The sequence below is a fragment of the Nonomuraea salmonea genome (genome assembly GCF_042428605.1).
GTDB classification, from domain to species: domain Bacteria; phylum Actinomycetota; class Actinomycetes; order Streptosporangiales; family Streptosporangiaceae; genus Nonomuraea; species Nonomuraea salmonea.
Genome location: NZ_JBHMCF010000040.1, coordinates 449084 through 462113, shown reverse-complemented (window position 1 = coordinate 462113; position 13030 = coordinate 449084). Strand labels below are relative to the sequence as shown.

Annotated in this window: 10 protein-coding genes; 6 read left to right on the top strand and 4 right to left on the bottom strand. The window is 71.8% G+C overall.

Annotation, left to right across the window (positions count from 1 at the left end):
- Window positions 1-72: 72 nt before the first annotated feature.
- From ACFFR3_RS37295 to ACFFR3_RS37285, 3 genes are all read left to right on the top strand, one after another.
- Window positions 73-1455, top strand: coding sequence for an LCP family protein (locus ACFFR3_RS37295; RefSeq protein ID WP_364368892.1), 1383 nt, complete (start codon window positions 73-75; stop codon window positions 1453-1455).
- Window positions 1456-1602: 147 nt separating this feature from the next.
- Window positions 1603-2541: an ATP-binding protein gene (locus ACFFR3_RS37290; RefSeq protein ID WP_345392947.1), complete on the top strand. Its 939-nt coding sequence runs from the start codon at window positions 1603-1605 to the stop codon at window positions 2539-2541.
- 77 nt (window positions 2542-2618) lie between these two features.
- The gene (locus ACFFR3_RS37285) at window positions 2619-3005 is read left to right on the top strand and encodes an SCO5389 family protein (protein ID WP_345392950.1); all 387 of its coding nucleotides are present in this window, start codon (window positions 2619-2621) and stop codon (window positions 3003-3005) included.
- Between the two features lie 131 nt (window positions 3006-3136).
- Here ACFFR3_RS37285 and ACFFR3_RS37280 read toward each other — a convergent pair whose 3' ends face one another.
- The 3 genes from ACFFR3_RS37280 to ACFFR3_RS37270 form a co-directional block, all read right to left on the bottom strand.
- Window positions 3137-4117, bottom strand: coding sequence for an LLM class flavin-dependent oxidoreductase (locus ACFFR3_RS37280; protein ID WP_345392953.1), 981 nt, complete (start codon window positions 4115-4117; stop codon window positions 3137-3139).
- Between the two features lie 64 nt (window positions 4118-4181).
- Complete coding sequence (gene rnhB, locus ACFFR3_RS37275) at window positions 4182-4853, bottom strand: ribonuclease HII (RefSeq protein WP_364368885.1); 672 nt, start codon at window positions 4851-4853, stop codon at window positions 4182-4184.
- Between the two features lie 27 nt (window positions 4854-4880).
- A complete protein-coding gene (locus ACFFR3_RS37270; RefSeq protein WP_364368882.1) occupies window positions 4881-5900 on the bottom strand; it encodes a LysR family transcriptional regulator in 1020 nt (339 codons plus the stop codon).
- Between the two features lie 79 nt (window positions 5901-5979).
- Between ACFFR3_RS37270 and ACFFR3_RS37265 the strand changes: the two genes are divergently transcribed.
- The 3 genes from ACFFR3_RS37265 (at window position 5980) to ACFFR3_RS37255 (ending at window position 11332) form a co-directional block, all read left to right on the top strand.
- Complete coding sequence (locus ACFFR3_RS37265) at window positions 5980-7263, top strand: pyridoxal phosphate-dependent aminotransferase (protein ID WP_364368879.1); 1284 nt, start codon at window positions 5980-5982, stop codon at window positions 7261-7263.
- A 141-nt stretch (window positions 7264-7404) separates the two neighbouring features.
- A complete protein-coding gene (locus ACFFR3_RS37260; RefSeq protein WP_364368876.1) occupies window positions 7405-8049 on the top strand; it encodes a GNAT family N-acetyltransferase in 645 nt (214 codons plus the stop codon).
- A gap of 256 nt (window positions 8050-8305) precedes the next feature.
- The gene (locus ACFFR3_RS37255) at window positions 8306-11332 is read left to right on the top strand and encodes an AfsR/SARP family transcriptional regulator (RefSeq protein WP_379484649.1); all 3027 of its coding nucleotides are present in this window, start codon (window positions 8306-8308) and stop codon (window positions 11330-11332) included.
- 275 nt (window positions 11333-11607) lie between these two features.
- Here ACFFR3_RS37255 and ACFFR3_RS37250 read toward each other — a convergent pair whose 3' ends face one another.
- Window positions 11608-13011, bottom strand: a complete 1404-nt coding sequence (locus ACFFR3_RS37250; RefSeq protein WP_379484648.1) for a DUF7059 domain-containing protein — start codon at window positions 13009-13011, stop codon at window positions 11608-11610.
- Between the last annotated feature and the right edge of the window lie 19 nt (window positions 13012-13030).

The following is a 13030-nucleotide window of genomic DNA, read 5'->3' as shown; positions in this document are numbered from 1 at the left end:
TTGCTCCGGAGGCCGGGCGCGCAGCATAACTAGGGTTGCTTGGATGGGCCGTCTATGGGGGTTTGACCAGGCATGACGGGAGTAGATCGACGCTTCGGGCTCGGCGCGAGCCTGGCGCTGACAGTGGCATCGACCCTGCTGTGGGGGGTCGCTCACCTCGCCGTGGAGCGCCGCAGAACAGGGCTGGCGCTGATGGCCGCGTACGTGCTGATGCTGGCCGGGGTGCTGACCGTGTTCACCGCGTACAGCACCAAGCTGCTGTCGCTGGCCGTGCAGCCGTACTGGCTGGCCTGGTTCACCGTCGGGGTGGCGGTGATCGCGCTGGCCTGGACCGGCGTGATCGTCTGGTCGTTCCTCCTCGTACGCCCCGAGCGCTCCGACACCGTCGGCCGCTTCCTGACCACCACGCTCACGGTCGCCCTGTGCGCGCTCGTCCTGGCGCCCACCGCGTACGCGACCCGCCTCGCCTACCTCTCCCGCGACGTCGTCAACACCCTGTTCACGCCGAGCAGCACCGCCGCGCCCGTGCTCGCCCAGGACCCGTGGAACGGGGCCGAGCGGGTCAACTTCCTGCTCCTCGGCGGCGACGCCGCGCCGGGGCGGCCCGGGGTGCGCACCGACAGCATGACCGTGGCCAGCGTGGACGTCGAGACGGGCGCCACCGTGCTGTTCGGCCTGCCGCGCAACCTGCAGCGGGTGCAGCTGCCCACGGGACCGGCCAGGGACCGCTTCCCGTACGGCTTCACCGGCGAAGGCCCCGACACGCCGGGCCTGCTGAACGAGATCTACCAGTTCGGCGAGGATCACCCGGAGATGGTGCCCGGCGTGGAGAAGGGCAAGCGCGGATCAACCCTCCTCAAAGCCACCATCAGCGACATCCTCGGCATCCCGGTGAGCTATTACGCCATGGTCGACATGAAGGGCTTCGCCGAGATCATCGACGCCATGGGCGGCGTCCAGGTCACGATCAAGGACCCCATCGTGTACGGCAAGTACCGCGAGGGCCTGCTGCCTGCCGGCACCCGCAGGCTCTCCGGCCAGGAGGCGCTCTGGTACGGCCGCTCGCGCACCGACAGCGACGACTACGTGCGCATGGGCCGGCAGAAGTGCCTGCTCAACGCCGTCGCCAAACAGGCCGACCCGGTGACCGTGCTGAACAGCTTCGAGCGCCTCGCCGCCGCCACCAAGCGCGCCATCTCCACCGACCTGCCCCAGGACCTGCTGCCCGCCGTCGTGGACCTGGCCGGCAAGGTCAAGAGCGCGCGGCTGCGCAGCCTGAGCTTCGTGCCGCCGCTGATCAACACCGCCTACCCCGACTGGCACCTCATCCGCCGCAAGGTCAAGGAGGCCCTCGACCCGCCCGCCGCGACCAGGACCGCACCCGCCCACGCCGCCTCCACCACGCCCACACCCACCCCGGACGACCCCCTGACGCTGGACGCGGTCTGCCACTGAGCAGCCGCAGATAAGCCGCGAACCACCCCAAAGCGCCCGCAGTCCGCGCGACGCCAGGTCGAACACGCCCTCATCCCGCATGCGCTGTGGCATGATGATATCCGTCCCCAGTGGAAACGGTTTTCATCATCATTCTTGGAGCATCCCGTGAGAGTGGCCTTCGTCGGAAAGGGCGGCAGCGGCAAGACCACGATGTCGGCCCTGTTCGCCAGGCACGTGGCGGCCCAGGGCGCCCCCGTGGTCGCCATCGACGCCGACATCAACCAGCACCTCGCCCTCGTGCTCGGCCTGGACCGTCAGCCCGAGCCGCTGGGCGCCCACCTCACCGAGATCAAAGACCGGCTGCGCGGCACCAACCCCCGCATCCCGTCCGCCGACGCCATGGTCAAGACCACCCCTCCCGGCCGCGGCTCCACCCTGCTGAGCTTCGACGACCTCGCCACCGACCCCCACGGCCTGACCACCCCCGAGGGCCTGCGCCTGCTCGCCACCGGCCCGTTCAGCGAAGACGACCTCGGCGTGGCCTGCTACCACTCCAAGGTCGGCGCCGTCGAGCTGCTGCTCAACCACCTGATCGACGGCCCCGGCGAATACGTCGTCGTCGACATGACGGCCGGCGCCGACTCCTTCGCCTCCGGCCTGTTCACCCGCTTCGACCTGACCTTCCTGGTGGCCGAGCCGACCCGCCAGGGCGTCGGCGTCTACCGCCAATACCGCGACTACGCGGCTCAATACGACGTCGCCCTGGCCGTGGTGGGCAACAAGGTGCACGGCGAGTCCGACGTCGCGTTCCTGCGCGAGCACGTGGGTGACGATCTCCTCACCTGGATGGAGCACTCCGCCGCCGTACGCGCGATGGAGCAGGGCCGCCACTTCACCCTCGACGACCTCGAACCGGCCAACGCCGACGCGCTGGCCGTGCTCCGCAAGACCCTCGACGAGCAGGACAAAGACTGGGCCAGGTTCGGCCGCCAGACCGTCGAGTTCCACCTGCGCAACGCCAAGGCGTGGGGCGACGAGCGCACCGGCCTCGACCTGGCGGAGCAGATCGACCCCGGTTTCGTCTACGGCCCGGCGACCACATGACTGTGCCCGTCAAGGCTCTGGAGCGTGCCCGCTCCAGCGATCTAACGTCCGATTTGACCCATCCGAGAGGAGACAGCATGTCGCTGACCGTTCCGAACGATCTGCTCGACCAGGCCAGAGCCGGCGAGGTGGACGACGAGGCGTTCCTCGCCTGCGTCCGCGACTCGCTCCCCTACGCGTGGTCGCTGATCAGCGAGCTGGTCAAGCAGCGCGAGCACAGCGGGGCCGCGTTCGCCGACAACGAGGTGCCGCCGCCGTCGGAGGAGGCGCGCGGCCAGCTCCTGCGCTGCATGGCGAGCGACTCGATGCGCGGCGCGCTCGAGCGCCACTACGGCGTGCGCCTGGCCTTCCAGAACTGCCACCGCGTCGCCGTCTTCGACCCGTCGGCCACGCAGGCGCTCGCCGAGTTCGTCACCCCGCGCGCGCAGATACTCAACCAGAAACCGGAGCTCGTCGACTGCTGACCCCTGACCGGCGAGCCGGGCGCCCGCCCGGCTCGCCGGGCGGCTCTTCGAGCCGAAGCGGCCCGAGCAGGCCGAAGAGGGCCCACGCAGGCGCGCAGGCTTGAGCGAGGCGGAGCGAGCCGGGTCGCGTGTCAGTCGCGCAGCAGGGGCAGCACCTCGGCGCCGAAGCGGCGGATGTTCTCCAGGGTCCGCTCGTGCGACCCCATCCCCTCGACCAGCAGCACGAAGTGCTCGATCCCGGTGCGTTCCGCGGTCCGCCGCAGCGTCTCGGCGCAGTGCTTGGCCGACCCCACCGGGTGGATCTTGGTGAGCAGCTCGACGTAGTCGTCCACGTCGCGGTGCGGCCGCGGCCGGTCGTCCACCGGCTCGTACCCGTCGAGCCCGGGCCCCAGCCAGGCCGGCATCGCCCGCATGAGGTCGCGAGCCGCCCCGATCGTCGAGTCCGCGATGTACGCCACCCCGGCGGCCACGTGCTCGACCGGCGGCCCGCCGAAGGCGCGATACCGCTCGACCATGGCGGCCTTGTCGTCGTCCCCGATGTGCAGCCCGAGCAGCATGGGCAGCCCACGCTCGGCCGCCAGCCGCACGGTCGGCTCCGAGGTGCAGGCGACGACCGGCCGCATCCGGGCGGGCGGCACCATCGCGACCTCCCTGAACCGGAAGAACTCCCCGTCCGCCGCCACCCGGTCACCCGACAGGGCGGCGAGCAGCAGGTCGAGCGACTCGGGGAAGCCCCGCTCGTACCGGTCGAGCCCGGCGCCGAACACCTCGAGGTCCACCCAGGGCCCGCCCCTGCCGACGCCGAGCGTGAACCGCCCGCCCGACAGGTGGTGCAGGACGGCCGCCTGCTCGGCCAGCGCGACGGGATGCTGCGTGGACAGCACGCTCACGGCCGTGCCCAGCCCGATGCGGCCGGTCCGCCCGGCCGCGACGGCCGCCAGCGTGGTGGGCGACGGGCACACGCCGTACGGCATGAAGTGGTGCTCGGCGATCCACGCGTCGTCGAACCCCGCCTGCTCGGCCGCGACGATCCACTCGACGGCGTCGGCCAGCACCCGCCCGGCCTCCTGCCCGGGAAAGAGCCCCGCGACGACAAAGATCCCGATCCGCATGCACGAAATAGTGACCGATGACCGCCGCGAAGGCGGGCAGACATGCGGAGCTCGCCGATACCCGTCAGGAGAAGAGGCTGGCCTGGCCTTCTCCGACGAGTGGGTCGCGGTGATGCTTCAAATGCCGCCATTGGGGCAGTTCGTCAAGGTATGACCAGGAGAGCCGGTGGTGCGCAGTGGGCCCGAGCTGTGCCAGAGCCTCCTGATGCGCGGGTGAGGGGTAGCCCGCGTTCTCCGCGAAGCCGTACTCGTCGCAGCCGATCGTCGCCATGTAGGCGTCGCGCCGGACCTTGGCGAGGACGGAGGCGGCGGCGACCGAGATGCTGGCCGCGTCCCCCTTGACCTCAAGGCGCACCGGCCACGGCGCTCCGATGTAGTCGTGCTTGCCGTCGAGGATCACCGCGTCAGGGCGTACCGGCAGGGCCTCCAGGGCCCGGCGGGCGGCCCTGCGCAGCGCCTCGGTCATGCCGAGCGTGTCGATCTCCTGATGGCTCGCCTCGCCGTAGCCGACGCCGGCGGCCCACTCGGCCAGCTCGGCGGCCAGCGGCCCGCGCCTGACCTCGGAGACCTGCTTGGAGTCCGTGAGCCCGGCGGGCGGCTCCGACAGGTCGGTGACGACCGCGCAGACCAGGACGGGCCCGGCCCAGGCGCCGCGGCCGACCTCGTCGACGCCGGCGACCGTGCGCGTGCTGGGCTGGGCGAGCAGGAGCCGCTCGATGTCGTACGTAGGCGCCATGAGCGCAGACGTTATCGCGATCGCGCGTCACTCTCCGAACGATCGGCCGACCACGTCGCTGGCCGAACGTACGGGGAGGTCGAGCCCGTCCAGCGACGGCTGGCCCACCTGGGAGCGCTCGGCCGGGCGTACCGGATCGAGGTCGGCGGCGATGTAGCGGGCGGCCACGTGGATGGCCCGCAGCGTCACCGACACCGAAGGCCGGTGCACGCTGGAGGTGCGTGCGACGGCGTGCACGTCGCGCCCCACCGGGTTGCCGGGGAACCGCCGCACGGCCAGCCCGCGGACGCCGGCGGCCAGCGCGAGCGCGGGCACGGCGGCGATGCCGATGCCCTTGGCGACGAGCGACAGGATGGTCCCGAGTCCCTCGAACTCCCAGGGGCTCGGCCGGGTGCCGCCGACGTCGACGAGCAGCCGGTCCACGGCCAGCCGTGAGGGCTCGCCGTCGGGGGTGGCCATCCAGGGCTCGTCGCGCAGCTCGCGCAGGTCGACCGGCACGTCGGGGTCGGCGAGGCGGTGCTTGCGCGGCACGACGAGCACGAGGGGGTCGCGCAGCAGGGGGAAGACGCGCACGCTGTCGCTGTCGCGGACGCGGCCGTACCAGTCGTCCACGAGCGCGATGTCCACCTCGCCCGACTGCACCTCGCGCAGGCCGCGCCCGGACCTGCTCTGCCCGAGCCGCAGCGTCAGCTCGGTGTGGCGGCGCAGGGAGCGGGCGAGCGCGGGCGCGAAGGCGACCGCGGCGGTGGGGAAGGCGGTGACGACGACCCGGCCGGCCGGCTTGCCGGCGTGGGCGGACAGGTCGGACTCGGCCTCCTCGACCATCGACAGGATGCGCTCGGCGTGCATGACGAGCCGGCGTCCCGCGTCGGTCAGCTCGGCGCTGCGCGCCGTCCTGTCGATGAGCGCCGTGCCCGTCTCGCGTTCGAGCGCGACGAGCTGTTGGGAGACGGCCGAAGGACTGTAGCCCAACGACTCGGCCGCCGCCGCGATACTTCCCTTCCTTGCAAACTCGCAGATCAGGACCAAACGTCGCAATTCGAGCATCAGACTTCCTTATGCCTACCCACAAAAAGCCTCGCTTGTGCTGATGCCTTCATCCAATCACCCTGGGAACGTGACAAACATGACCGTAACCCTGTCCGCCACGTTGGCGGCCAACGAGGACATCGAGCGAAGACGGCGCGCCGGGGAACGCGTGCTCCACCTCGCCTTCGGCGAGGCCGGGCTGCCCGTCCACCCGGCGCTGCGCGACAGGCTGGCCGCCGCATCCGATTGCAACGGCTACGGGCCGGTCGCGGGGGCGGCCGAGTTGCGCGCCGCGGCGGCGGGCTACTGGACACGACGGGGGCTCATCACCGATCCCGACCTGGTCGTCTGCGGCCCGGGCAGCAAGTCGCTGCTCTACGGCCTGCTCCTGGCGATCGGCGGTGACGTCGTCCTGCCGGTGCCCAGCTGGGTCAGCTACGCCGCGCAGGCCGATCTGGTGGGTTCGCGTCCCATCCTGGTGCCCGCACCGCCAGGAGAGGGCGGCGTGCCCGACCCGGACGCGGTGGCGGCCGAGGTGCGCAGGGCCAGGTCGCTCGGCAGGACCGTGAGCACGGTCGTGGTGACCCTGCCCGACAACCCGACGGGCCGGCTGGCCACACCCGAGACGGTGGCCCGCCTGGCCCAGGTCGCCCGCGAGCTCGACCTGACGATCATCTCGGACGAGATCTACCGCGATCTCGTGCACGAGCCCGGCCTGACCTACACCTCGCCGGCCGAGCTCGCGCCGGAGCGCACGATCATCACGACCGGGCTGAGCAAGAGCCTCGCGCTGGGCGGCTGGCGGATCGGCGTGGCCAGGCTGCCGGAGAACGGCGACCTGCGCAGGAGCCTGCTCGCGGTGGCCAGTGAGATCTGGTCGGCGCCCGCGGCGCCCGTGCAGGAGGCCGCGACGTACGCCTTCGGCGACCCGCCCGAGCTGACCGAGCGCATCACCCGCAGCCGCCGCCTGCACGGCAGGCTGGCCAGGGCCGTGCACGAGCGCTTCGCGGAGATCGGCGCCGACGTGCCCGTCCCGCAGGGCGGCTTCTACCTCTATCCCGACCTCGGCCACCTCAGGCTCGGCGGCTCCGCGGAGATCACCAAGATCCTGCTTGAGGAGCACGGCCTCGGCGTCCTGCCCGGTCACGCCTTCGGCGACGACCCCTCGGCCGCCCGGGTCCGCGTCGCGGTGAGCCTGCTCTACGGCGACTCCGCCGAGCAGCGGCAGGCCGCTCTCGACAGTCCCGATCCGCTGCGACTGCCGTGGATCGCCGACAACCTCGACTTCCTGACGACGGGCCTCAAAGAGCTGGCCCTGGTCCGTCACGGGGCAGTGAGCAGGCCGCATCCGGCCCTCGTCCCCGCCCCATGTCACGGTTAGGCGAATCTTTCCCCAAGAGCGGGTTTACCTTCCCCCAAAAGGGGCCTCTGACCTGCGGAAACGATGCCACTGTCACACCGGTGAAAAGTTGTCCCATTACGCCTGGTCACAGGGATGCCCGGCAGCCTCCATCATGTGCTCATGCCCGCTCTTGTCACCTTGTCCGGGCGCTTCGTGCGCCTGGAACCTCTCAGCCTCGCGGCGGTCGATGACCTGGTCGCCGCGGCGAGTGAAGACCGCACCATTTATGCCTTCACTCGCGTCCCGCAAGGCCGGGACGAGGTGGTCTCCTACGTGGAGGCCGCCATGGCTGAGCAGGCGGAGGGCCGCTCGTTGCCCTTCGCCATCCGGTGGCTGAACACCGACCGCGTGGTCGGTGCCACCCGTCTCATGCACCTGGAGTACTGGCAGGGCCCCATGCCCTGGCCGCCGGGTACACGAGGTGCGGTGGGCGACATCCCGTCCGTGGCCGACATCGGTTACACCTGGCTGGGCGCGAGCGCCCAGGGCACCGGGGTCAACCGGGAGAGCAAATACCTCCTGCTCTCGCACGCCTTCGAGGACTGGAACGTCCACCGCATCACTCTGAAGGCCGACGTACGCAACAGCAGATCCCGGGCCGCCATCGAGGCACTCGGCGCACACTTCGACGGGGTGCGGCGAGCGGACAGCCGAGGCGCCGACGACACGGTCCGAGATACCGCGTTCTACTCGATCCTGAACTCTGAATGGCCGGCCGTCCGCGACCGGCTGCGCATGAGGCTCGGCCTGGTCGAGGCAGCCTGAAACCCGTCCATCCAAGGCCCCATCCGGAAATCCGGGTGGGGCCGGTATTTTTCCGGCCCTGCCCGCACTCCCTAGAGACACACGCCCCCGCGATGCGTGTCCTGCTTGCCGGTTCTCATCATCCAGGGGCGGGTTCAACACCGGATTGACGACGGATCAACAGGAAAATGAACGGATCTGCCGGGATCTAGGTGGCAAAGGTCGTTGGACTTATCATTTGGGAACAAATTATCTCGCTGGCTGGGAGACGAACGGCATGGCTGGTCAGAGCGGCGAAGGCGGGCTGCGGTTCGCCGTGCTCGGTCCTGTCCGCGCCTGGCATGACGGCCAGGAGCTCGACCTGGGCACCCCGCTGCAGCGTTCCATCCTCGGCATGCTGCTGCTGCGCGAGGGCCACGCGGTCACCCCCAACGAGATGATCGACGCCGTCTGGGGCGAGGAGGCGCCGCCGCGCGCGCTCGGGGCCCTGCGCACGTACGTCTCGCGCCTGCGTACGGTGCTCGAACCGGGCAGGCCCGCCCGCTCCCGCCCCGAGCTGCTCACCTCGATCGGCCGCGGCTACGCGCTGCGCCTGCCGGACGACGCGCTCGACCTGACCCGCTTCGAACGCGGCGTCACCCAGGCCGAGGCCGCGCGCAAGGCCGGCAGGCTCGCCGAGGCGGCCCGCGAGCTGCGCGCCGCGCTGGCCCTGTTCGAGGGCGAGCCGCTGGCCGGCACCGTCGGCCCGTACGCCGAGCACCAGCGCGACCGCCTGATCGAGCGGCGCATCAGCGTCGTCGAGACCCTCATGGACGTCGACCTGGAGCTGGGCGAGCACGCCAAGGTCGTCTCCGAGCTGATCGCGCTGACCGCCGAGCACCCGCTGCGCGAGCGCCTGCGCGCCCAGCTCATGCTCGCCTACTACCGCTGCGGCCGGCAGGGCGACGCGCTCAACGTCTTCACCGAGACCCGCGAGGCGCTCATCGACGAGCTGGGCATCGAGCCAGGGCCCGAGCTGACGGCGCTGCACCAGCGCATACTCGCCGCCGACCCCGCGCTCGCCGCCCCGCATCGGGCCGAGGAGGACGAGGAGGAGGAGCCGCCGGCCGCCGACGACGAGCAGCCCGCCGCGCTCGATCTGCCGAGACCCGCCCAGCTGCCCGCCGCCGTCAGCGACTTCACCGGCCGCAAGGAGGTCGCGGTACGCCTGCGCACGATGCTGTCGGCCCAGCCGTCGGCCGAGGGCGTGCCGGTGGCGGCAATCTCCGGCATCGGCGGGGTCGGCAAGACGACGCTGGCCGTCCACGTGGCCCACCTGCTCGCCGACGTCTTCCCCGACGGGCAGCTCTACGCCGACCTGCGCGGCTACAGCGAGGAGCCGACCGCGCCCGAGTCCGCGCTCGGCGCGTTCCTGCGCGCGCTCGGCATCCCGCCCGACGTCATCCCCGACGGCCTCGCGGAACGCTCCGCGCTCTTCCGCTCGATCCTGGCCGAGCGCCGCATCCTCGTGCTGCTCGACAACGCCCGCGACGCCGGTCAGGTCAGCCCGCTGCTACCGGGCTCGCCGGGCTGCGCCGCGATCGTCACCAGCCGGGGCAAGCTCGCCGACCTGCCCGCCGCCCGGCTCATCGACCTCGACGTCATGGAGCCGGACGAGGCGCTGCAGCTCTTCGCCGCGGTGGCCGGCGCCGAGCGCGTCTCGGCGGAGCACGGCGCCGCCATGGACGTGGTCGCGGCCTGCGGTTTCCTGCCGCTCGCGGTCCGCATCGTGGCCGCCCGGCTGGCCGCCCGCCCCTCCTGGACGGTCGCCTCCCTGGTGCCCAGGCTGGCCGACGAGCAGCGCCGCCTCGACGAGCTGCGGGTGGGCAACCTGGCGGTGGAGGCCACGTTCGCGCTCGGATACGGGCAGCTCACCCCCGTTCAGGCCCGCGCCTTCCGCCTGCTGTCGCTGTCGAACGGCCCCGACATCTCGGCGGGCGCCGCGGCCGCCGTGCTCGCCGCCGACGCGTTCGAGACGGAGGAGGTGCTGGAGTCGCTCGTGGACGCGAGCCTGCTCGAAGCGCCCGCGCCCGGCCGCTACCGCTTCCACGACCTGCTCAAGCTCTTCGCCCGCCGGACGCTCGACCGGACAGAACGCCCGCAGGCCCGCACCATGGCGCTGCGCCGCCTGCTGGGCTTCTACCTGGCCTCCGCGCAGTCGGCGCACGCGCTGGCGTACGAGGGCAGCATGATCTCGGCGAACCTGGTCGTGGTCGGCACCGGGCGCACGTTCAGCACCGTGGACGAGGCCGTCGCCTGGCTCATCGCCGAGGGCGACTCGTTGTTCGCCACGATCAGCCAGGCCGCGTCCTGCGCGCGCACGCCCGAGCACCTGCTGCCCGCCGCCGACCTGCTGGTGGCCATGGAGCCGCTGCTGGAGTCGGGCACCCACACCCGCGAGTTCGACCAGAGCACCCGCGCCGTGCTCGCCGCCGCGCGGAAGAACGGCGACCAGGGCAGCGAGCTGCGCTCCCGGTACGTGCTCGGCCGGGTGCTGTTCGCCGCCAACCGGCTCAAGGAGGCCGAGGAGCACTTCAGGATCGTCCACGAGCTGTCGGTCGCCCGCAGGGAGAAGGTCGTCACCGGCGAGGTGCTCAACGCCCTGGCCGTCGTGGTCGGCAGGCAGCGCCGCCACACCGAGGCGCTCGGCCTGTTCGACGAGGCGATGCGCTTCTACCGCGACAACGACGTGCCGGCCGGCGAGGCGCTCGTGCTCAGCTACTCCGCCCGCGACCACCTCGGCCTCGGCCGCCCCGACGACGCGATCGCCGCCGCCGAGAAGGGGCTCGCCATCTTCACCGAGATGGGCTCGGGGGCCGGCACCGCCCGCGCCCGCTACCACCTCGGCATCGTCCTGTCGCGGGTCGGCCGGCTCACCGAGGCCGTCCACCACCACGCCGAGTGCCTGGCCTTCTTCCGTGCCAGCAAGCAGCGGGTGTGGGAGCAGCGGGTGTGCTCCCGGCTGGCCGAGACGTTCATCGCCGCCGAGCGGTACCCGGACGCCGTCCGCCACGCCGAGGAAGCCCTGGTGGTCTCCCGCGACATCGGCCACCCGTACGGCGAGGCCCTGTCGCTCACCGTGCTCGGCAAGGCGCTGCGCGGGCTCGGCAGCACGACGCGCAGCCGCGACTGCCTACGCCGGGCTTTCGAGATCTTCACCAGGCTCGGCGCTCCCGAGGCCGGCGATCTGAAGGTCCTGCTCGACAGCATCCCCGCCGACGAGCCCGGCAGCAGGAGCGGCGCCGATTCCGTCGTCGAGTCCTGAGTACAGCTCGTCGTCCAGACGTGTCATCCACACATGGTTGATCAAGGCTGTCCTTAGGGTGTCACGAAGAGCTCGTGATCGATGGAGTTCAGCCCGGCCGGCCATCTTCGGCCGCCACACGTCGCTAGGGGGCCCGGTTATCCGGATGCTCCGTATGACGGCCTGCCGCCTCACACAAGACGACCGGCCGGACCTGACACGGCCCTCGAACCCCCCAGGTCCGTGTCCTGTCCCAGAGACTCCACCCCCGGTGTCAACGTCCGATCAACAGCGAATCAAAGCAGGAAGTAGCCCTCGGCGATGAGCGGCCGCAGCGCGTCGGCGTTGGTGACCTCACCGTTTCCGACCAGCTCGGCGATGACGTTGAGCAGCGGGCCGAGCGCCAGCTGGCCGTCGCAGACGCCGGCCAGCGCGGCCTCGACGGTGCCGACCTCCCTGCTGCGGCGCAGGCCCTGCGTCTGGCGCAGCACGATGCGCATCGGGTCCTCGGCGCCCGGCAGGCCGATGCGCTCGTCGAGCAGGCCGTCGGCGGTCCGCAGCAGCGCCGACTCCAGGCCCTGCGCCCGGTGCGCCGCCGCGATGGCGTCGATGACGCCGTCCACGTAGTCGCCGACCGGGAGCGCGACCTGGTGGTCCAGGTGCTCGACGCGGACGACGGGGTCGAGCGTGCCGGAGTTGCGCATCGTGATCCAGCCGAACCCGACGCCCTCCACCCTGCGCTCCTCGAACCAGGCCAGCCACCGGTCGTAGTGCTCGGTGTAGGCGGCGCTGCCCTGCTCTGCGGCGTCGCGCAGCCACAGCTCGACGTATTCGGCCGGGTCTTGGACGTCGCGCTGCACCACCCAGGCGTCGCACCCGGTCTCGCGCAGCCAGCCGCCCACCCGGTCGTGCCAGTCCTCGCCCGCGACGTGCAGCCAGTTGGCCAGGAAGTGGGCCTGCCCGCCGGGGTTGAGGTAGGCGGGAGTGCGCCGGACCAGCTCGCGGCAGAAGTCGTCACCGGACGCCCCCGACTCCCGGTACGTCAGCCGCCCCTCCCGCTCGGGCGCGATCACGAACGGCGGGTTGCTCACCACCAGGTCGAACCGCTCACCCTCGACCGGCTCGTACATCGACCCCACCCGCGCATCGACCCCGGAGACCCCCGACAACTCCCAGCTCAGCCGGGCCAGCTCCAGCGCGCGCGGGTTGACGTCGGTGGCGGTGACGCGCTCCGCCCGCCCGGCGAGGTGCAGCACCTGCACGCCGCAGCCGGTGCCGAGGTCGAGCGCGCTGCCGGCCGGGCGGCGGGTGACGAGCTGGGCCAGGTTCGCCGAAGCGCCGCCTGCCCCGACCACGTGGTCGGGCCGCAGCGCGGGGTCGCCCGGACGTACCTTCCTGTCGGAGACGACGTAGCCGCCGGTCTCCCATGGCTGCAGGTGCACGGTCGCGGTGATCTGGTCGCCGTCGGCCGCGACCAGGCCCGACTCCAGCACCTCTGACGCGACGCCCTTGGCCGGCACGGGCACGCCCAGCCACCACAGCCTGATCAGCGTGCCCAGCGGGTCTCCGCCGGCGGTGGCACGCAGGGCCGGTGTCAGCTCCTCGCGCGCCAGGGCCGAGGCGGCCGTGGCGCCCAGGCGCTCGCGGACGCCGTCGATCGTGTAGCCGGTGTCGAGGAGGTGATGGCGCAGTCGTTCCACCTGACCATCCTTTCACCGC

Bases quoted from the DNA above. Each gene is read 5' to 3' on its own strand.
- ACFFR3_RS37295 (WP_364368892.1), top strand. From the start codon at position 73: ATGACGGGAGTAGATCGACGCTTCGGGCTCGGCGCGAGCCTGGCGCTG.
- ACFFR3_RS37285 (WP_345392950.1), top strand. From the start codon at position 2,619: ATGTCGCTGACCGTTCCGAACGATCTGCTCGACCAGGCCAGAGCCGGC.
- ACFFR3_RS37280 (WP_345392953.1), bottom strand. From the start codon at position 4,117: ATGCGGATCGGGATCTTTGTCGTCGCGGGGCTCTTTCCCGGGCAGGAG.
- rnhB (WP_364368885.1), bottom strand. From the start codon at position 4,853: ATGGCGCCTACGTACGACATCGAGCGGCTCCTGCTCGCCCAGCCCAGC.
- ACFFR3_RS37270 (WP_364368882.1), bottom strand. From the start codon at position 5,900: ATGCTCGAATTGCGACGTTTGGTCCTGATCTGCGAGTTTGCAAGGAAG.
- ACFFR3_RS37265 (WP_364368879.1), top strand. From the start codon at position 5,980: ATGACCGTAACCCTGTCCGCCACGTTGGCGGCCAACGAGGACATCGAG.
- ACFFR3_RS37260 (WP_364368876.1), top strand. From the start codon at position 7,405: ATGCCCGCTCTTGTCACCTTGTCCGGGCGCTTCGTGCGCCTGGAACCT.
- ACFFR3_RS37255 (WP_379484649.1), top strand. From the start codon at position 8,306: ATGGCTGGTCAGAGCGGCGAAGGCGGGCTGCGGTTCGCCGTGCTCGGT.